24 protein-coding genes are annotated in these 15,780 nt (G+C 34.1%); 8 read left to right on the top strand and 16 right to left on the bottom strand.

The genetic code is table 11. The annotated features are described in order from the left end of the window. Positions 1 to 2 precede the first annotated feature (2 nt). Complete coding sequence (gcvT, locus tag ACLBXA_RS03315) at positions 3 to 1,103, bottom strand: glycine cleavage system aminomethyltransferase GcvT (protein ID WP_000631776.1); 1,101 nt, start codon at positions 1,101 to 1,103, stop codon at positions 3 to 5. Between the two features lie 390 nt (positions 1,104 to 1,493). On the opposite strand from gcvT, the gene ACLBXA_RS03310 reads away from it, so the two are divergent. Both ACLBXA_RS03310 and ACLBXA_RS03305 read left to right on the top strand, forming a co-directional pair. Then, the gene (locus ACLBXA_RS03310) at positions 1,494 to 3,176 is read left to right on the top strand and encodes a DEAD/DEAH box helicase (RefSeq protein WP_001100040.1); all 1,683 of its coding nucleotides are present in this window, start codon (positions 1,494 to 1,496) and stop codon (positions 3,174 to 3,176) included. After that, positions 3,163 to 3,966, top strand: a complete 804-nt coding sequence (locus ACLBXA_RS03305) for a YqhG family protein (RefSeq protein WP_001183974.1) — start codon at positions 3,163 to 3,165, stop codon at positions 3,964 to 3,966. The genes ACLBXA_RS03310 and ACLBXA_RS03305 overlap by 14 nt, the downstream gene beginning before the upstream one ends. Positions 3,967 to 4,015: 49 nt before the next feature. Here ACLBXA_RS03305 and ACLBXA_RS03300 read toward each other — a convergent pair whose 3' ends face one another. Both ACLBXA_RS03300 and ACLBXA_RS03295 read right to left on the bottom strand, forming a co-directional pair. Next, on the bottom strand, positions 4,016 to 4,147 hold the full coding sequence (locus ACLBXA_RS03300) for a hypothetical protein (protein WP_000064665.1): 132 nt from the start codon (positions 4,145 to 4,147) through the stop codon (positions 4,016 to 4,018). Positions 4,148 to 4,244: 97 nt separating this feature from the next. Beyond that, the gene (locus tag ACLBXA_RS03295) at positions 4,245 to 4,472 is read right to left on the bottom strand and encodes a hypothetical protein (RefSeq protein ID WP_000032702.1); all 228 of its coding nucleotides are present in this window, start codon (positions 4,470 to 4,472) and stop codon (positions 4,245 to 4,247) included. Positions 4,473 to 4,545: 73 nt separating this feature from the next. On the opposite strand from ACLBXA_RS03295, the gene ACLBXA_RS03290 reads away from it, so the two are divergent. Beyond that, positions 4,546 to 4,662, top strand: coding sequence for a hypothetical protein (locus ACLBXA_RS03290; protein ID WP_003279814.1), 117 nt, complete (start codon positions 4,546 to 4,548; stop codon positions 4,660 to 4,662). A 141-nt stretch (positions 4,663 to 4,803) separates the two neighbouring features. Continuing rightward, complete coding sequence (locus ACLBXA_RS03285; protein WP_001073111.1) at positions 4,804 to 5,436, top strand: VC0807 family protein; 633 nt, start codon at positions 4,804 to 4,806, stop codon at positions 5,434 to 5,436. 65 nt (positions 5,437 to 5,501) lie between these two features. On the opposite strand, the gene ACLBXA_RS03280 is transcribed toward ACLBXA_RS03285, so the two are convergent. The 10 genes from ACLBXA_RS03280 to comGA form a co-directional block, all read right to left on the bottom strand. After that, on the bottom strand, positions 5,502 to 5,702 hold the full coding sequence (locus tag ACLBXA_RS03280; RefSeq protein WP_000106083.1) for a YqzE family protein: 201 nt from the start codon (positions 5,700 to 5,702) through the stop codon (positions 5,502 to 5,504). Positions 5,703 to 5,740: 38 nt separating this feature from the next. Then, positions 5,741 to 6,238, bottom strand: a complete 498-nt coding sequence (locus ACLBXA_RS03275) for a shikimate kinase (protein WP_079245915.1) — start codon at positions 6,236 to 6,238, stop codon at positions 5,741 to 5,743. A gap of 115 nt (positions 6,239 to 6,353) precedes the next feature. Beyond that, positions 6,354 to 7,004 (bottom strand): 2OG-Fe(II) oxygenase, encoded by a 651-nt coding sequence (locus ACLBXA_RS03270; RefSeq protein WP_000183864.1) that lies wholly within the window; start codon positions 7,002 to 7,004, stop codon positions 6,354 to 6,356. A 174-nt stretch (positions 7,005 to 7,178) separates the two neighbouring features. Then, positions 7,179 to 7,550, bottom strand: a complete 372-nt coding sequence (gene comGG, locus ACLBXA_RS03265; protein ID WP_001214886.1) for a competence type IV pilus minor pilin ComGG — start codon at positions 7,548 to 7,550, stop codon at positions 7,179 to 7,181. Then, a complete protein-coding gene (gene comGF, locus ACLBXA_RS03260; protein WP_000923110.1) occupies positions 7,547 to 8,017 on the bottom strand; it encodes a competence type IV pilus minor pilin ComGF in 471 nt (156 codons plus the stop codon). The genes comGG and comGF overlap by 4 nt, the downstream gene beginning before the upstream one ends. Continuing rightward, positions 7,987 to 8,289, bottom strand: coding sequence for a hypothetical protein (locus ACLBXA_RS03255; RefSeq protein ID WP_000829465.1), 303 nt, complete (start codon positions 8,287 to 8,289; stop codon positions 7,987 to 7,989). Before ACLBXA_RS03255 ends, comGF begins: the two co-directional genes overlap by 31 nt. Next, positions 8,282 to 8,737 (bottom strand): competence type IV pilus minor pilin ComGD, encoded by a 456-nt coding sequence (gene comGD / locus ACLBXA_RS03250; protein ID WP_002082168.1) that lies wholly within the window; start codon positions 8,735 to 8,737, stop codon positions 8,282 to 8,284. The genes ACLBXA_RS03255 and comGD overlap by 8 nt, the downstream gene beginning before the upstream one ends. Beyond that, entirely contained in the window at positions 8,734 to 9,033 is a 300-nt protein-coding gene (gene comGC / locus ACLBXA_RS03245; RefSeq protein ID WP_001178680.1) for a competence type IV pilus major pilin ComGC, read from the bottom strand. Before comGC ends, comGD begins: the two co-directional genes overlap by 4 nt. Positions 9,034 to 9,044: 11 nt before the next feature. Then, on the bottom strand, positions 9,045 to 10,082 hold the full coding sequence (comGB, locus tag ACLBXA_RS03240) for a competence type IV pilus assembly protein ComGB (protein WP_003257965.1): 1,038 nt from the start codon (positions 10,080 to 10,082) through the stop codon (positions 9,045 to 9,047). Then, positions 10,069 to 11,112: a competence type IV pilus ATPase ComGA gene (comGA, locus tag ACLBXA_RS03235; RefSeq protein WP_001013181.1), complete on the bottom strand. Its 1,044-nt coding sequence runs from the start codon at positions 11,110 to 11,112 to the stop codon at positions 10,069 to 10,071. Before comGA ends, comGB begins: the two co-directional genes overlap by 14 nt. 205 nt (positions 11,113 to 11,317) lie before the next feature. Between comGA and ACLBXA_RS03230 the strand changes: the two genes are divergently transcribed. The 3 genes from ACLBXA_RS03230 to ACLBXA_RS03220 all read left to right on the top strand — a co-directional run bounded on the left by ACLBXA_RS03230 (position 11,318) and on the right by ACLBXA_RS03220 (position 13,884). Then, the gene (locus ACLBXA_RS03230; protein ID WP_000434110.1) at positions 11,318 to 12,013 is read left to right on the top strand and encodes a helix-turn-helix transcriptional regulator; all 696 of its coding nucleotides are present in this window, start codon (positions 11,318 to 11,320) and stop codon (positions 12,011 to 12,013) included. A 126-nt stretch (positions 12,014 to 12,139) separates the two neighbouring features. Continuing rightward, positions 12,140 to 12,382 carry a DUF2626 domain-containing protein gene (locus ACLBXA_RS03225; protein WP_000375619.1) on the top strand — a complete coding sequence of 81 codons (243 nt, stop codon included), beginning with the start codon at positions 12,140 to 12,142 and terminating at the stop codon, positions 12,380 to 12,382. A gap of 107 nt (positions 12,383 to 12,489) precedes the next feature. Then, a complete protein-coding gene (locus tag ACLBXA_RS03220; protein ID WP_001094344.1) occupies positions 12,490 to 13,884 on the top strand; it encodes an L-cystine transporter in 1,395 nt (464 codons plus the stop codon). 79 nt (positions 13,885 to 13,963) lie between these two features. On the opposite strand, the gene ACLBXA_RS03215 is transcribed toward ACLBXA_RS03220, so the two are convergent. Both ACLBXA_RS03215 and ACLBXA_RS03210 read right to left on the bottom strand, forming a co-directional pair. Continuing rightward, the gene (locus ACLBXA_RS03215) at positions 13,964 to 14,356 is read right to left on the bottom strand and encodes a hypothetical protein (protein ID WP_063675680.1); all 393 of its coding nucleotides are present in this window, start codon (positions 14,354 to 14,356) and stop codon (positions 13,964 to 13,966) included. Positions 14,357 to 14,443: 87 nt separating this feature from the next. Beyond that, on the bottom strand, positions 14,444 to 14,659 hold the full coding sequence (locus tag ACLBXA_RS03210) for a DUF3912 family protein (RefSeq protein ID WP_001008326.1): 216 nt from the start codon (positions 14,657 to 14,659) through the stop codon (positions 14,444 to 14,446). 253 nt (positions 14,660 to 14,912) lie between these two features. On the opposite strand from ACLBXA_RS03210, the gene ACLBXA_RS03205 reads away from it, so the two are divergent. Continuing rightward, the gene (locus tag ACLBXA_RS03205; protein WP_001093240.1) at positions 14,913 to 15,224 is read left to right on the top strand and encodes a hypothetical protein; all 312 of its coding nucleotides are present in this window, start codon (positions 14,913 to 14,915) and stop codon (positions 15,222 to 15,224) included. Between the two features lie 34 nt (positions 15,225 to 15,258). On the opposite strand, the gene ACLBXA_RS03200 is transcribed toward ACLBXA_RS03205, so the two are convergent. After that, on the bottom strand, positions 15,259 to 15,747 hold the full coding sequence (locus ACLBXA_RS03200; RefSeq protein ID WP_000764263.1) for a hypothetical protein: 489 nt from the start codon (positions 15,745 to 15,747) through the stop codon (positions 15,259 to 15,261). Positions 15,748 to 15,780 lie beyond the last annotated feature (33 nt).

The following is a 15,780-nucleotide window of genomic DNA, read 5'->3' as shown; positions in this document are numbered from 1 at the left end:
CGTTACTTTGAACGTTTGTAAAATGGTGTTGGAACAACTACTGCTTTGACGCGTTTATTACGAATTTCAATTTCTACTTCTGTATCAACTGCTGCGTATTTTACATCAATTAGTGCTAAACCAATGCTTTTCTTTAACGTTGGAGATTGTGTACCACTCGTTACTTCCCCAATTTTTTCTTCACCAATAAATACAGGGTAATGCGTACGAGGAATTCCACGTTCGATTACTTCGATGCCGACTAATTTACGAGGCGCACCGTTTTCTTTTTGCTCTTTTAACGTTGCTTTTCCAAAGAAGTCTGCTTCTTTATTTGTTTTTACCGCAAAGCCAATTCCAGCCTCAATCGGTGTAATATCTTTTGATAATTCTTGTCCATAAAGTGGTAATGTTGCTTCGAATCGAAGTGTATCACGAGCACCTAAACCACATGCTTTTAAGCCCTCTTCTGCTCCAACTTCAAGAAGTTTCTCCCAAAGTTTTGCAGCATCTTCACTCTTACAGTAAATTTCGAATCCATCTTCACCTGTGTAACCTGTACGAGATACAAGTGCTGGAATTCCATCTACAAGAATATTGTTTTTAAATTTAAAGAACTTAATTTCTTTCAAATCTTCTGACACAACTTTTTGTAAAATGCCTTCTGCTTTTGGTCCTTGAATTGCAAGCTGTGCAACTTCACTAGAAACATTGACTACTGTCGCATCGCCAATTACATGACTTGCTAACCATTCGTAATCTTTCTCTATATTTGATGCATTGATTACTAATAAATAGTCTTCTTCACCACGTTTGTAGATTAATAAATCATCTACTGTACCACCATTTTCGTAGCACATAGCTGTATATTGTGCGCCCCCTACCTTTAAGGTAGATACGTCATTTGTAACAACACGTTGTAAAAATGCTAAACTATCTACACCTTTTACTTCAACTTCTCCCATATGAGACACGTCGAACAAACCTGCAGCTGTACGTACAGCTTCGTGTTCTTCTTTAATGCTTGAAAATTGAACTGGTAATTCCCAACCACCGAAGTCGATTGTTTTCCCACCATACTTCGCGTATACATCAAATAACGGTGTACGTTGTAATGTAATCATGCTCTCTCCCCCTTATGCTTTGACAAATCAATAAAAGTTGCTTCCTTTTTCTAAACATTTTCATTCTGAAAAGATAGGATATACGGAATCTCATTATATTTTTTTATGAAAGCGTAAATAAAAAATCACTTTCTTGGATAAAATACGAAAGATTCCACACATTTCACACCATTATCCTAACATCATTCGCTATATTTCATCAATATTCTAGCATAAAAAATAATTTAGAATTTTTTATGTTAAAACACAATAAATACAGCTTTTGAGATTTAATACTTTATTATTGTCTATCATATAGCCTTTAATAACGATAATTATGCCTTCTTTTGAGGCAAATCATCATACATTAAAAAATAATTACTTTAGTTTATAAAAGGTGGGAGAGTCGTAATGAATGTCGATATTTCCGTAGATCGGACGTGGCAAAACAATTTTTTAAATAGAATTGATGAAGATGGTCCTTGGACAAACTGGGATTTATATCACTTAGCTTATGAAACAGAAAAATCGTTACTTGTTCCTACTTTTGATGGACTACAAGCACCGAAACATTTATCCCATTTCACGCCGCTTCCGCATCAATTAGAAGTCGCTCAAAATGTGATTGAACAAATGAATGGTAAAGCGATTCTAGCAGATGAAGTAGGTCTTGGAAAAACAATCGAAGCTGGACTTATTTTGAAAGAATACATGGTCCGCGGGCTTGTGAAAAAGGTACTTATACTTGTCCCAGCCTCTCTCGTATCACAATGGGCATACGAGCTGAATACAAAGTTTTTCATTCCCGCTGTAGCACAAAAGAAAAGCTACTCGTGGGAACAAGCTGACGTAATCGTATCATCAATTGATACTGCGAAACGTTCACCACATCGCGATATCGTGTTGAACTTAGAATATGACCTTATTATTATTGATGAAGCACATAAACTGAAAAATAATAAAACAAAAAACTATGAATTTGCACAACGATTAAAAAAGAAGTTTTGTTTATTACTAACCGCTACTCCTGTTCAAAATAAGATTGATGAAATTTTTAACCTTGTTTCTTTATTAAAGCCAGGACATTTAGGCAATCAATCCAACTTTGAAGAATATTACGCTTCCAAAAATCGCTCAGCCGAATCAGATGAAGACTTAAAAGCTCTCATTAACAAAGTAATGGTGCGAAATAGACGACATAATACCGGTATCGATTGGCCGAAGAGACATGTACGTACAATTTTTGTTGAGTTTAATGAACAAGAACAAGCTCTATATAATGATATCGAAAATTGGCGAGGACAAGACGCCTTCACATCTGCTTTCTCATCGTTAACTTTAAAACGGGAAGCGTGTAGTAGTCGTGAGGCTGTTTACTATTCATTGAAAAAGCATGTAGAAAAAAGACAGAAAGAAAATGAACATTATATAAAAGATCCACATATCGATGTGCTAATGGACAAAATTAATCATATTCCTTTCAACTCGAAAGCAACTAAAGCTCTAGAGCTTATAAAAGAAATTGACGATAAAGTCGTCATTTTCACGGAATACCGAGCATCACAGATGTACTTACAATGGTTTTTACAACAACACGGTATTTCTTCTGTCCCATTCCGCGGCGGATTTAAACGCGGGAAGAAAGATTGGATGAAGGAACTTTTCCAAAATCGTGCCCAAGTGTTAATTGCAACGGAAGCTGGCGGAGAAGGCATTAACTTACAGTTTTGTAGCCATATGATCAATTATGATTTGCCATGGAATCCAATGCGTCTTGAGCAAAGAATCGGACGTATTCACCGTCTCGGTCAAAAGAATGATGTTCATATTTATAACTTAGCTACAAAGCATACTGTTGAAGAACATATTTTGAAACTGTTATATGAAAAAATCAACTTATTCGAGCGTGTTATCGGTGAACTCGATGAAATTTTAACGAGAATTAATATGAAAAACATCGACGCGCACATTCAAGAAATTTTCGCGCAATCAAAAAGCGAAGGTGAAATTAGAATTAAGATGGAAAACTTAACATCTATTATCGACTTTGCGAAACGAAATGAAGCTGAGGTGCAAGGCTATGCAGCAACATGAAATTCATAATTACTTATACAATTTCTTTGAGGCGAATAACTGTGAAATTTTAGAACGTTCTCCTCATTTATTAGATGTACAGTTAACAATTGAGATGGATAAATTATTAATGAATCGCCCTTTTTATTGGCACTATCTTGAGAAAACAGGAGGCGTACCGAATCCGATGCGCCTTACTCTTATTACAAATCCAGAAAATGAAGAAAATGAAGAAAATGATGGTGAGCTTATTCACTACGGTTCACCACGTCTACATCAAATTTTCCAAACGACAAAAGAATTAGGCTCTTACATACGTTTATATGAGGATGTAAGACATAATGGGGCAACACATACACCGCTCCACCCTTGGCTCGGTATTAATATAAAAGTTTCCTATCAATGTGATCGAAAAAAAGACATCCTTCACTCGATTGGCATTCATCTCATTTCTGGAACAATGATGGCAAACTTTCATGAAACATTAACAAACATTAAACTTACACCAAAAATACCTGATTTTTGTTTTACGCTCTCGCCCATCATTAAACCTCAAAGTGGTTTACAACGCATAGAAGACGCTTTAAAAAATATAATTGCAGAAGATGACCATACGTGGGCAAAAGAAGCAAGAGTGCGTTGGAATCATGATCTAGACCTTTTAAACCGTTTTTATGAAGAAAGTGACGAACTTCCTGAGAGCTATGAAATTGAAAAACAAGCTCTGCAAGAACAGTATGAACCACGTATTACAGTGCAAATTATTAACGGTGGCCTTTTTTATGTTACCGCGAATCATTTTCTATCTTGAAGAAGCTCCTTCTGCTTTAGAAGGAGCCTCTTTTGAGCTATTTTCTACCCTACTCGCTATCGCCACTACGCTCTTGCTGTTTTTTCTGTGCCATACGTTTCTGCTGTGCACGATCCTTTGCGCTCACATGATTTGCATCAGTTGGAAGATTTTCTTTCGAACGTCCAATTCCATTGCTCATCTTTCCCACTCCTTTTTGCGTTTTTCAAAATACATGTTTATTTTCAGCTAGAGTTTCAATCCTTATACAAAAAAATAAGAGCAGCCATTGGCTACTCTTACTCGCTCACATATTTTTGAAACATATCATGGATGCCTTTATTTACTAGGTTCGAGATCTGCTCGTCAGATTTATTCGGATAACGATCACGCAATCTGATAGATGCCTTCACCATTAAATTTTCTAATACAGAACGGCCACCTTCTCCATAAATAATTTCAGCATATTTAACAAGCCTTCCATCCTCTACTGTTGCTGGATTATGATTGAAGAAAAATTTACTCATTGTCTCCACCTCTCTCTTTTGATAACGTTTACATTTATATAGATTATTTATGTTATTTATTTCACAATATTGTATGCATGTATATTTAATTAGTTTCATTATAAAGCAACATATCGATAGTAAATATGTGATTTTCCGTCCATTTTGTGAACAAACTAAAAATGAAAGCGTTTCCTTTATTATATACTAAAAAAACTTACTACGCTAGGGGCAATTTTTTTCAATCTACTAATCCCTCAAAAATTGATATATTTTTTCTTTTCCCATTAAACCTTATACAATTTTCAGAAATTATATTATAAAATATATGTATGACTTAAGGAGGCTTTGTATGAATCAAAATAAAAAAGCTATATTAGATCTTGTCTTTTATCTCGTAATCCCATTCCTCATTTGGAAATTTGCAAAACCTTATATCGATCCTTATTACGCGATGTTACTTTCCTCTGTTCCGGGGATTATTTATACACTGTATACCTTTAAAAAAGAAAAACAGTTTAACGTGACAGGATTCTTTATTTTAATTACACTCATTTCTAATACAACGGTAGATCTATTATCTGGGTCAGCTGAACGAATGTTATGGAACGATGCGTATTATCACATCGTACTCGGTATTATCGTCATATGTACAATTTTTATAAAAAAACCACTTATGTTATATTTCGCAGCAGATATTGCAGCGCTGCAAGGCCATGACCGCGATAAAAGTCGTGAGCTTTATCGTGATAGTCGTATATATCCAGCACTGCAATATTTAACGTTATTTTTCGGGCTACAATTTATATTAAAAAGCTTTTTAAAAATTTATTTCATCTCTGTTTTTGGTGTAGATGGCTACGGTGAAATGAGAGCGATTATGACCGCTGTCGGCTGGGGCATTTCTATTTGTATCGGAATAGGGTTCGTATGGGTGAACAATAAAATACATGCCGTTACGGAAGAACAAGAATCCGTGCAGTAAACAAAGATCCCCTAGTGTATTACGACACTAGGGGATCTTTGTTTTGCTAGACATATGACTAAAATTTAACTTGATTTTTTTCTTTTACTTTTTACATTTCGATAAAACAAAGCAGCACTCAGCGGCATAACACCAAACCACTTATTCATAAATGGCTCTTTTTCAGCACGGCGTTGTTCTTTCTTTTGTTTTCGATCTTCTTTTGGAGCATCCATATACGACACAAACTGCTGCGTCACAAAGCGAACATAATCATTAGTAGACATATTATCATCACCTCTACTTGATTAGTATGTCCACTTTTTTATACATTAATCTTTTCCTTTAATTCATTCATAATTTGCTTTACAGACTTATTTGTCGTATCGATATGAATATGAGCCTCTTCATAATAAGTTCGGCGTGATTCAAATTTCTTTACGAATGCATCTATATCTTTCTTTTGAAATAGTGGACGTGTCGTATCTTCACGAAGCCTTTCTGCAATTACATTTGGATCACAATATAAATACACGACAGTTCCGTTCTCTTTCATCCACTTGCGATTTTCCGCTCGTTCAATAATTCCCCCACCAGTTGTAATAATGACATTATGGACTGGTAGCGAACGTAACATTTCGCTTTCATATTCCCGAAAAGTCATTTCGCCTTCTTCGGCAAAAATATCACGAATTGCCTTCTTTTGCTTCTCTTCGATTTTTTGATCAGTATCTACAACATCCATTTGAAGTTCTTGACTTAATGCTTTTCCAATTGTTGTTTTCCCTGCTCCCATATAGCCGGTTATGTATATAGATTTCATTTTCTGTCCTCTCAATCGTCATTTATTAATTGTTATTATAACGAAAGATGCTACTTTGTTTAATAAAAAAACGTTTTGTTCTTATACTATGAAGAACAAAACGTAACACTCGCTTTTACTTATAAGTACCTCTTCTCACCCACTGCGTTGCAATCCATTTCTCGCCTTTCGTTACAGGTGCCCCTCCATGTAACGTAAGCTCATTTAGTGATTGATCTTGATAAAAATACTCAAAGTATACTGCCATTCCCTTTCTAGGATGTACAGAAAGATTTAATTTCGGGAAGTACGTTTCCCCGCCTTCTTCTACATCATTTAAATACATTACAAGCGTACTAATACGATTGTTAACAGCTGATCTACTATGTTCCGCAAAATAATCATAGTGTGCTTTATATTGTTGATCCACTTCATAATTTAAAATGTGCAACCCTTCTCCATGCGACGCAGGAACATTCATGATAGATGAAATTCGTTTTTCAATCTTTGAAGTAAGTTCATTGTCTTCCAAAAATGCACCGCTACTTGTTCGAATATCATTTACATCACGTGATGAACCAACTTTAGAACGCTTCATTTTATTTTTAGACATTTCAATCAATTCATCACACTCTTCATCACTTAGTACATTTGCTAATACGACAATAAGAGGTTCTTCGAATTTTGAAATAATGTGTATTTCTCTATCTTCTGTCATAATCGTATTTCCTTTATGATCAAAAATAGTTTGTTCCTTATTTTCACCTATTTGATTGTTATTTGTCATTTCCCTATTCTCCCTAAAAATAATGATTGGATAGCATGAATATATCATATTCTTTCTACCTTTCTCTTTTTTGAGAAAATTTAAACTTTTAATCATTATATTTATCCATTTCTTCTAAAAAGTCAATTCAATTTATAATAGAAACCCCTGGTTTATCTCCATATATTTCACATATTATCCTTCTATCCAATCGACTATTTTTCCATCCTTTTTTCTATACCGAAAGCTCACCGTATAGAAAGCTTCCTGTTTGAGTTTGCACTGCAACGCAACGAAAATTGAATCATTTTCAAAAACATAATTCCCACTCGCTTCTCCCTTTTCATACTGAAAGAAAAATGCACCTTCTTTTTCTTTTTGCTGTAAGTCTTTTTTTATATCTGTAATAGATCGGTTAAGTAGTTCATCCAGTAAAAACTTTTGTTCTATTTCCATATAAAAATTTTTATCTGTAAGCAGCATATTGGTTTCGTATATAAAAAAAGAAGTTAATAAAATAAGAAAGATGATCGTTCCAGGCATTGTAAACCCATTTTGCCCTCTCATACATTCATTTCCATTTCACTATATCGCATAACTACCCCTTCATATATTTTCCCACTAGTATCTTTCACATTTATAATGAGTACATGAGGTGTTAGTTTGTAAGAAACCGTTCCAATATTTTGTAAAACAACTTCTCTCCCACGCCTATTTACCTTTCTTATAAGACGACTATTCTCTTTTTCATATGATACTTCACTCCCATTACGCGATCGGAATCTTAAAATACTTTCTCCATTTTCAAATGCTAGCTGTTCTCCAGATGATACTTCACGAAACTCCAATTGCGTTTGACCTAAAAACACATCCCACTCCCAATCATTTAATCCTTTTGACTGTTTATTTTCCATTTCAATGAAATGTAGGCGGGGAAAGAGCAAAAAAAATATTGATAATAGAAACAGACATACAATCATTTCTATTAATGAAAAACCAAATTCTAATTTACTTTTTCTCCTACATAAAAGCATTGTTCCACCATTCTTTCTTTCACATCTCTCCACATGGTACAAACTTCATTGCCTCCCCAATATGTGTAATACACAATTCCATTCATATTCTTTTCTATTATTCGCTTTTCTTCATTTCCATACATATATATAGCTGCTTCTTTTTTTAATAACCCAGATGCCTTATAACGAATTTGTATATTTTTTCTTTCTTGCATAACTAATACTGTTTGCGGTAGTAGTAACGATACAGCCATCATTAAAACACTTAACGACACAATCATTTCAGCCATTATGGACCCTTTTTGACATTTCACGATACGTAAATCTCCCTCTTCCAAGCTGAAATACAATTTCATATTTATAATTTCGATACGAAATTATAATCGTACCACCTCTATTAATATTTCCACTTGGATTATATGTCATCGGGTTTGGAAACGTATGCAAATCAATTTGTATATCTTCTTCATACTCCCGCTTGACGATATAATACTTTGTACCTAACTCTTTTATAGCATACAAATTTCTATCTTTATACCAACGTAATGTATAGTGCTTTTGACGGTTTATCGCTAATTGCTGCATATACAAAACATCATTTGAAAACTGTCTCAAAAATTGTTCAACTTTTTGTCGCTCGTATAAGGAATGAACACTAAAATACGTAACTATACTCAATACAGAAATAGCAAATAAAACGAGTAACATCTCTAAAAAAGTAAACCCCTGTTGTTTCACAATGTCCTAATTGATACTGTGCCATCATCTGAAATATGAATAGATTCGCCATTCGGACACTTATCAATTGTAATATACTTTTCATCTATCAGTTCTTTTAACGATGGAATTTTATTATGTTGTAATTGATATACTTGTATTTGCGCTTCTATAGATTTCACGTAAGCTGCACACCCTTTTCCTTGGATCGATGAGCGCTGTGTAACTACATTCGGAATAATTAATAGTAATAATATAGTTATGACAACCATTACTAATAGCATCTCTAACAGAGTAAATCCTTCCTCATTCTGCATACAAATGCCTCCTAAATAGAATTCATCATTTGAAACATCGGCATAATCATCGCTAAATACATAAGGACAACGATTCCTCCAATACATGTAAATAAAATAGGCTGAATGATAACTACCATATGTTTAATTTTCCGTTCCATCTTTTCCATAATAAGATCGCTATAGTCACCTAATTCAATCGCTAAATTACCGTTTGCTTGTCCATGCGTAATAACATAAGAAAGTTCTTTCTCGTAATACCCACTTTTAGCAATGATAGATTGTAACTGTTCTCCTCCAATTAATTGTCTTTCAATTCGGCTCGCTTCATATTGAAAGAACGGATGATATCTTTGCTCCATCATTATTGTTAAAGCTTCGCATACTGATAGTCCACCATTTAATAAACCACTCAACTGAGTAGCAAAATAATGTGAATGCTTTAAAATAAGAAATGTTTTGATGAAGGGAATACGATGCATGATTTTTACCTGTCTAATATGTGGAAGTTTCCTAAAATACAACATATATAAACTACATCCAATAATAACAGTTACAATAGCGGTTAAAATAATGTAAGGTAGCATTTTTATTGCACTTAAAATTTGTTCTGTAAGTAGTGGTGTATTAGAACCGAACGAACTATAAACCATTTCAACCTGAGGTAATAAGATGAGGTTGAAAATAAAAAGCATGATTAGTAGAAAAAACACCAAAAACATAGGATACTGCATTATTTTCATCATGTCTCTCCTATACTTATCTTTCTTATAAAGAAGTGCACTTCCTTGTTGCAAAGCGAAAGAAATATCACCATGTTGCTCGGCATAAAATAAATAACTTAACATGTCCTGATGAAACCTTAACTGATGAAAAGAATCGTGTAGACTTTTCCCATCTTTTAATCCCTCAACCATGCGTTGCAATTGTACTTTCTTTTCTACAGGTAATTGAAACTGTAAAAATTCTAATGCTTGTAAAAGAGAGTAGCCTTTTTCTAATAATTCTCCTAAACGTTTCAACAATACTACTTGATTACTTAAACTCCAAGTTTTCTTAAACATAAACATCATCTTCTAAAAACCCTAAAGCATATCCTTTTCGTATTGACGATTCTAAAGTCTCATGTTTGTAAGTAACACATTCTCCATTCGCTTCTTTAAGCGCTTGTTTTAACTCATACCCATATAGCAGCTCATAAATGCTTGCTTGCCTTACTTGCCTCATTGATTTACATAAAGTTGAGCACTTCCCTCTGCAAAACGGACATTTCAATTCGACAAGTCGCTGTGCAGCTACAGCCAATAAAGACTGTTCAATCTCTTGCCTCGTTATACCATAATCCATGAAACGAATGATTGCTCCTTTCGCATCATTCGTATGCAGCGTTGTCATTACTAAATGTCCTGTCAAACTTGCTCTTATAGCTATTTTTGCTGTTTCTTCATCACGGATTTCACCGACTAAAATAATATCTGGATCATGACGTAAAATAGCCTTTAATCCTGTTTCATATGTAAGACCCGCTTTTTCATTTATTTGAATTTGTAATACATCGTCACTTCTTTTTTCAACCGGATCTTCAAGTGTAATGATACGACGTGTTTTCTTTTTTCTAATTACCTCTAATAATGCATACATTGTCGTTGTCTTCCCAGAACCAGTCGGTCCAGTAAACACGAGTAGCCCCTGTGAATAGCGTAAAAACGAGAGTAGTTTTGCTGCCGTACTTGGAAATAACGAAAGATGTGATAAGGGCTGAACAGATGCTTGTAAATGAAGGCGAATAACGAGACTTTCTTGATATACTGTTGGAAGTGTTGAAAGGCGTAAATACACTTCTTGTCCATCAATTTGCAAATACAACGAACCATTCTGTGGCTTCCGTTTCTCTCCTATATCCATAGATGCTAAAAATTTAAAATGTGAGACAAGTTTTTCTCCAAACTCCTTTTCAATACATTGTCTCGTCATTAAATCTTTTCCTATACGTAGTTGCACCGCTACATCCTTCTGCCGGGGCACAATATGTAAATCTGACGCTTGTACCCTACACGCTTCTTTTAAAATTGTATTCGCAAAAATTTCAATCCCATTCATCACTTTTCCCTCCTCACTATGTATATAGCATGAAAACATGCACAATAAAAATTTGGATTTTTGTATTTTCAATAGAGGAAAAAGGAAAAATATGTTTGTGAAATTATGAACAATTTCCGAATTATTGTCTGAAATTACCTATACTCATGTTTATCTGTATTATAATGTTATTATCTTGGATAAAGTGATAAAGGTGGAGATCCTCATGGAACAAGCTTTAAAAATTACAGGTGTTTTAGCTGACCCAACTCGTTATTACATTTATAAATATATTTCGCAAAAACATAGTTACGTAACTGTACAAGAAATTGCAGATGAATTCGATATTCATCCAAACGTAGCACGTTTACATTTATCTAAATTAGAAGATGTTCATATGCTTAAATCGGAAACAAAGAAAACTGGAAAAGGCGGAAGACCAAGCAGATTATATGTCTTATCTGAAGATGTTATTCAATTGCAATTTCCATTCCGTGATTATCAATTGTTAGCAAGAATAGCATTTAATTCTTTACTTAGCCTTGGCGCTGCTGGTGAGAAAGCGCTATACGAAACAGGAAAACAATTCGGGGCCGAATTAATGCAACAACATATGCAACGTTTAAATGTGAGTGAAGGTGCTTTAACAGTAGAACAAAAAGTTCAAATTGCAAAAGAAGCTTTCTCAACAGCCGGCTTATCACCTGCATTTGAATTAAGTGCAGATGGAACAAAAATTTTCTATGATGTACACAATTGTCCATTTAAAGAAGTGGCTGTTCATCATCCAACTGAAATTTGTAACATGCACGGAGATATGATGAAAGGAATTTTTGAAATCCTATTCCCTAACATGGAATTAACTCGAAATGATAGTCTATTAGATGGATGTAAATCTTGTAATTATAAACTAACAATTTAATTTCTCATATAAAAAGAAGCCAATAATAATTGGCTTCTTTTTATATGAATGAATATTTACAATAGTAAGAAAAATAAACTATAATGAAAAGAGGTTTTACTTTTTCTAGAAAAGGAGGGAAATAGCATGGATCGCATGTTTCGCGTTCTCGGCTTTTGGACTGGAATTTTCTCGGTTATGTTTTACGTAGGAGATATGCAACAGGCTGCACTACTATTTTTAGGACAAACAGGTTTCTTCGTACTTTTAAGCTATTTAAAATTAACAGAGCGTATGTATATATACGTATTCGGGGCATATTTAACTGTTTTCTTCATAGGATTTACATACTACACGACATTTTTACTTGTCCCTGGGGCTGGACATTAAAAGATGGCATTTTGCCATCTTTTTTTTAATCCCGGAATTTCCTAGTTGACTTATAGGTTTTATTACCTTATATTCTATATAACAGATTGGAATTAGGGGGAATCAACATGAATACACTGCTTGTCGGAATTAACGTTGCAGTCATGCTCATCTTAGTTGGCGTATTATATTATATGCAACGTAAGCATGTATCTTTTAATAAACGTGTATTTACCGCTTTAGGAGTCGGAATTTTATTCGGTCTTATATTACAATTCATTTATGAGCCAACTTCTAAAGTAATTATTGAATCAAATACTTGGTTTGGCTTAATTGGTAACGGTTATGTGAAATTACTTCAAATGATCGTTATGCCACTTATTTTAGTATCTATTATTTCAGCATTTACAAAATTACAGTTAACGAAAAACCTTGGTAAAATTAGTGGTCTTATTATCGGAATTTTAATTCTTACTACAGGAATCGCTGCAGCTGTCGGTATCGCTGCAAGTGCAGGATTTGATGTATCTGCAACAGGCTTGCAACAAGGTGATGCAGAATCTGCTCGTCTGAAACTAGTTGAAGAAAGATTTACTTCTATTGAAAAGACAACAATTCCAGATAAATTATTAGAGCTATTGCCTACAAATCCGTTTCTTGATTTAACAGGCGCTCGTCCAACATCAACAATTTCTGTCGTAATATTTGCAGCCTTTATCGGCATTGCCTTTATAGGTGTAAAACGAAAATATCCAGAACAAGCAGAGCTATTTAAGAAAATGCTTGATGCTGTATATGCAATCGTAATGCGTATGGTAACATTAATTTTACGCCTTACTCCATACGGCGTATTAGCTCTTATGGCAAAAACAGTTGCTGGTAGCGATATAAATGCTATTTTAAAGCTTGGTAACTTCGTGTTAGCCTCTTATGTAGCACTTATCGTAATGTTTATCATTCACTTATTATTAATTGCATTGTCTGGTTTAAATCCAATTCAATATTTGAAAAAAGTGTTCCCTGTACTAACTTTTGCATTCACATCTCGCTCTAGTGCTGGTGCGATGCCATTAAATATTGAAGCTCAAAAAGAAAAGCTTGGTATCTCCGAAGGAATTGCAAACTTCGCAGCTTCATTTGGGGTATCTATCGGACAAAACGGTTGCGCAGGTATTTATCCAGCAATGCTTGCAATGATGGTCGCTCCAACTGTAGGAATTGATCCATTACAACCACAATTTATTTTAACTTTAATCGCTGTTGTTGCTATTAGCTCATTCGGTGTTGCCGGAGTTGGTGGCGGTGCAACATTCGCAGCTTTAATCGTACTATCTACAATGAACTTACCAATCGGTATTGTTGCTCTAGTTATCTCAGTTGAGCCATTAATCGATATGGGTCGTACAGCTCTTAACGTAAGTGGTTCTATGACAGCAGGTCTTATTTCAAGTAAATGGCTTGGTGAATTAGATCAAGATACGTACAATCAAGACGATACAAAAACTGGTGAAATTGCTTCATAATGAAAGAAAGACGCTAACATACAATTGTTAGCGTCTTTTTTATTCCGTTCCCTCTTTATAGATCTTATCTTGAGAATTATCACTCCAAGTATTCTTTTAATTGCTCTTTTAACTCTTCCTCAATCTCATAACAAGATTCATCAGCGAGTTCCCCTACTTTCTTACTACCCAAAATGTTTGATTGAATTGGCATTCCTAAAAAGATTCTTTCGCATTTCCAAATTGGTATATTGTAAAATCCAATCATCTCTTTTTCTTCATCTAATATAGCTATAGCAACTGATGAATAATAACCCACCTCAAAGGGATTCTCTTTTTCTCTTGCAAATCCCATATCTAATTCCATGTTTTTTTCTATGTATAAATGCGAATACTCTTTATAAAGTTTAAGTGATATCCGTTCTATTTCCTTCTCCATGCATTGAATTTTCTCTTTCAATTCCAGTGTAAAATCTCGTTCTGTATACTTCATCTCCGCCTCCTTACACATAGAAAAAGAGAATATAATAACATATTCTCTTCTCTCAAATATATTTCATTATCTCACAGCCCGTCCTTTTCACAAATAACCATTTTGTTCGCACCATTTATGAAATTGTCCTACGTCCACCCCAACTAACACGATATCCTTTAGCTCTACATCAATGATTTGTTCTCCAATTACAATAGCAAACTGCGATGCTAATTTTGTCTCGTTTTTCTTTACAATTCCAATTCGGTTCCGATGCGGTCCATCTTTTATATATGCTTTTTGTCCTACAATATCAAAGTTCAAGATTTTCACCTCTTTTACTGCGCTCAAATTGGAAATACGATCTCCACCTCGGAAAATTTCCTTTCATTGCACTATTTCTCTATATATATGACGAAACAATAAAAGAGTCCTTCCTTCTTTACAATTATTTTTTCTTTGTTTCATTTTTGTGATTGAAACGTAAAGTTTATAATAAAATACACTTGGAAGCGCTTTCTATGTAGTTTTTTATGTTATAATATAAAAGTAGAACTTCGTAAAGAGGGTTAAAAAAATGAATACAAAAATGATTAAAAAAGTAATTGAAGCATTAAAAGTATATGGCTTTCAGGATGTATCATTCTGTGACAAAACGAGGCAATTTTTATTTCATAACGAAACCGATATTATGAGCGGCTATGCAGAAATAACATATAGTAGTCAATTTGAAAAATTCAACGTACAAATTCATCCAATTGAAACACATCACCAAGCAGAGTTACAAGAGGTTGAAAGACATATACAAGCTTGTATAAGAAAAGTGGAATATTTAAACGCACTTCTTACCGGGCAGACAAAACTAGATGATAAAATTATTATTATGTAAAAAAAGAACGTGATCCAATCACGTTCTTTTTTCATTATATGTTCATCTTTTCCTTTAGTTGTAATCCTGTAACAGATTCTAATACATCCATCGATTCTCCAAATGTCATATCAAAAATTGTATTGTCCTCTATGTACGGAAACTGTCTGAAACGCTTTTCTAACACCTTTACAGCATCTGATGTAAAGTTTGCACTATCAATGCCAAATTCTGTTTCAAGAAGAACGATCCAATCTAACACATGAAAACCTAATCCATTGACGAATGCAATAAGTTTTTCTTCTGGGTTTGAAGATAAGAATACTTGGCGTTCCATCTCACTAAAAAGTTCTTCTCCTAAGATTTCAGCTAACTCATCATCATGTTCACGTTCAACAAGTTCTTCGTAGCCGTAATCATCCACAAGCTCTTCTACTTCTTCACTATCCTGACAAAGCAATTGACTAAGAAGTGCCTCTTTCTTAAATTCACTATTTTGTACGACTTCTAAAAAGCTCGTTTCCCATCCATTTTCTAATTTCATATTATGTACTCCTTTATATACGTTTCTTATCAT

The sequence above is a fragment of the Bacillus sp. D48C genome, assembly GCF_053345735.1.
The sequence above is the reverse complement of the archived record's forward strand: the minus strand, read 5'-3'. Positions and strand labels throughout refer to the sequence as shown.

Excerpts from the sequence above, each read along its gene's own strand:
- gcvT (WP_000631776.1), bottom strand. The coding sequence starts at position 1,103 with ATGATTACATTACAACGTACACCGTTATTTGATGTATACGCGAAGTAT.
- ACLBXA_RS03310 (WP_001100040.1), top strand. The coding sequence starts at position 1,494 with ATGAATGTCGATATTTCCGTAGATCGGACGTGGCAAAACAATTTTTTA.
- ACLBXA_RS03305 (WP_001183974.1), top strand. The coding sequence starts at position 3,163 with ATGCAGCAACATGAAATTCATAATTACTTATACAATTTCTTTGAGGCG.
- ACLBXA_RS03300 (WP_000064665.1), bottom strand. The coding sequence starts at position 4,147 with ATGAGCAATGGAATTGGACGTTCGAAAGAAAATCTTCCAACTGATGCA.
- ACLBXA_RS03295 (WP_000032702.1), bottom strand. The coding sequence starts at position 4,472 with ATGAGTAAATTTTTCTTCAATCATAATCCAGCAACAGTAGAGGATGGA.
- ACLBXA_RS03290 (WP_003279814.1), top strand. The coding sequence starts at position 4,546 with ATGCATGTATATTTAATTAGTTTCATTATAAAGCAACATATCGATAGT.
- ACLBXA_RS03285 (WP_001073111.1), top strand. The coding sequence starts at position 4,804 with ATGAATCAAAATAAAAAAGCTATATTAGATCTTGTCTTTTATCTCGTA.
- ACLBXA_RS03280 (WP_000106083.1), bottom strand. The coding sequence starts at position 5,702 with ATGTCTACTAATGATTATGTTCGCTTTGTGACGCAGCAGTTTGTGTCG.
- ACLBXA_RS03275 (WP_079245915.1), bottom strand. The coding sequence starts at position 6,238 with ATGAAATCTATATACATAACCGGCTATATGGGAGCAGGGAAAACAACA.
- ACLBXA_RS03270 (WP_000183864.1), bottom strand. The coding sequence starts at position 7,004 with ATGACAAATAACAATCAAATAGGTGAAAATAAGGAACAAACTATTTTT.
- comGG (WP_001214886.1), bottom strand. The coding sequence starts at position 7,550 with ATGAGAGGGCAAAATGGGTTTACAATGCCTGGAACGATCATCTTTCTT.
- comGF (WP_000923110.1), bottom strand. The coding sequence starts at position 8,017 with ATGCTTTTATGTAGGAGAAAAAGTAAATTAGAATTTGGTTTTTCATTA.
- ACLBXA_RS03255 (WP_000829465.1), bottom strand. The coding sequence starts at position 8,289 with ATGGCTGAAATGATTGTGTCGTTAAGTGTTTTAATGATGGCTGTATCG.
- comGC (WP_001178680.1), bottom strand. The coding sequence starts at position 9,033 with ATGCAGAATGAGGAAGGATTTACTCTGTTAGAGATGCTATTAGTAATG.
- comGB (WP_003257965.1), bottom strand. The coding sequence starts at position 10,082 with ATGTTTATGTTTAAGAAAACTTGGAGTTTAAGTAATCAAGTAGTATTG.
- comGA (WP_001013181.1), bottom strand. The coding sequence starts at position 11,112 with ATGAATGGGATTGAAATTTTTGCGAATACAATTTTAAAAGAAGCGTGT.
- ACLBXA_RS03230 (WP_000434110.1), top strand. The coding sequence starts at position 11,318 with ATGGAACAAGCTTTAAAAATTACAGGTGTTTTAGCTGACCCAACTCGT.
- ACLBXA_RS03225 (WP_000375619.1), top strand. The coding sequence starts at position 12,140 with ATGGATCGCATGTTTCGCGTTCTCGGCTTTTGGACTGGAATTTTCTCG.
- ACLBXA_RS03220 (WP_001094344.1), top strand. The coding sequence starts at position 12,490 with ATGAATACACTGCTTGTCGGAATTAACGTTGCAGTCATGCTCATCTTA.
- ACLBXA_RS03215 (WP_063675680.1), bottom strand. The coding sequence starts at position 14,356 with ATGAAGTATACAGAACGAGATTTTACACTGGAATTGAAAGAGAAAATT.
- ACLBXA_RS03205 (WP_001093240.1), top strand. The coding sequence starts at position 14,913 with ATGAATACAAAAATGATTAAAAAAGTAATTGAAGCATTAAAAGTATAT.
- ACLBXA_RS03200 (WP_000764263.1), bottom strand. The coding sequence starts at position 15,747 with ATGAAATTAGAAAATGGATGGGAAACGAGCTTTTTAGAAGTCGTACAA.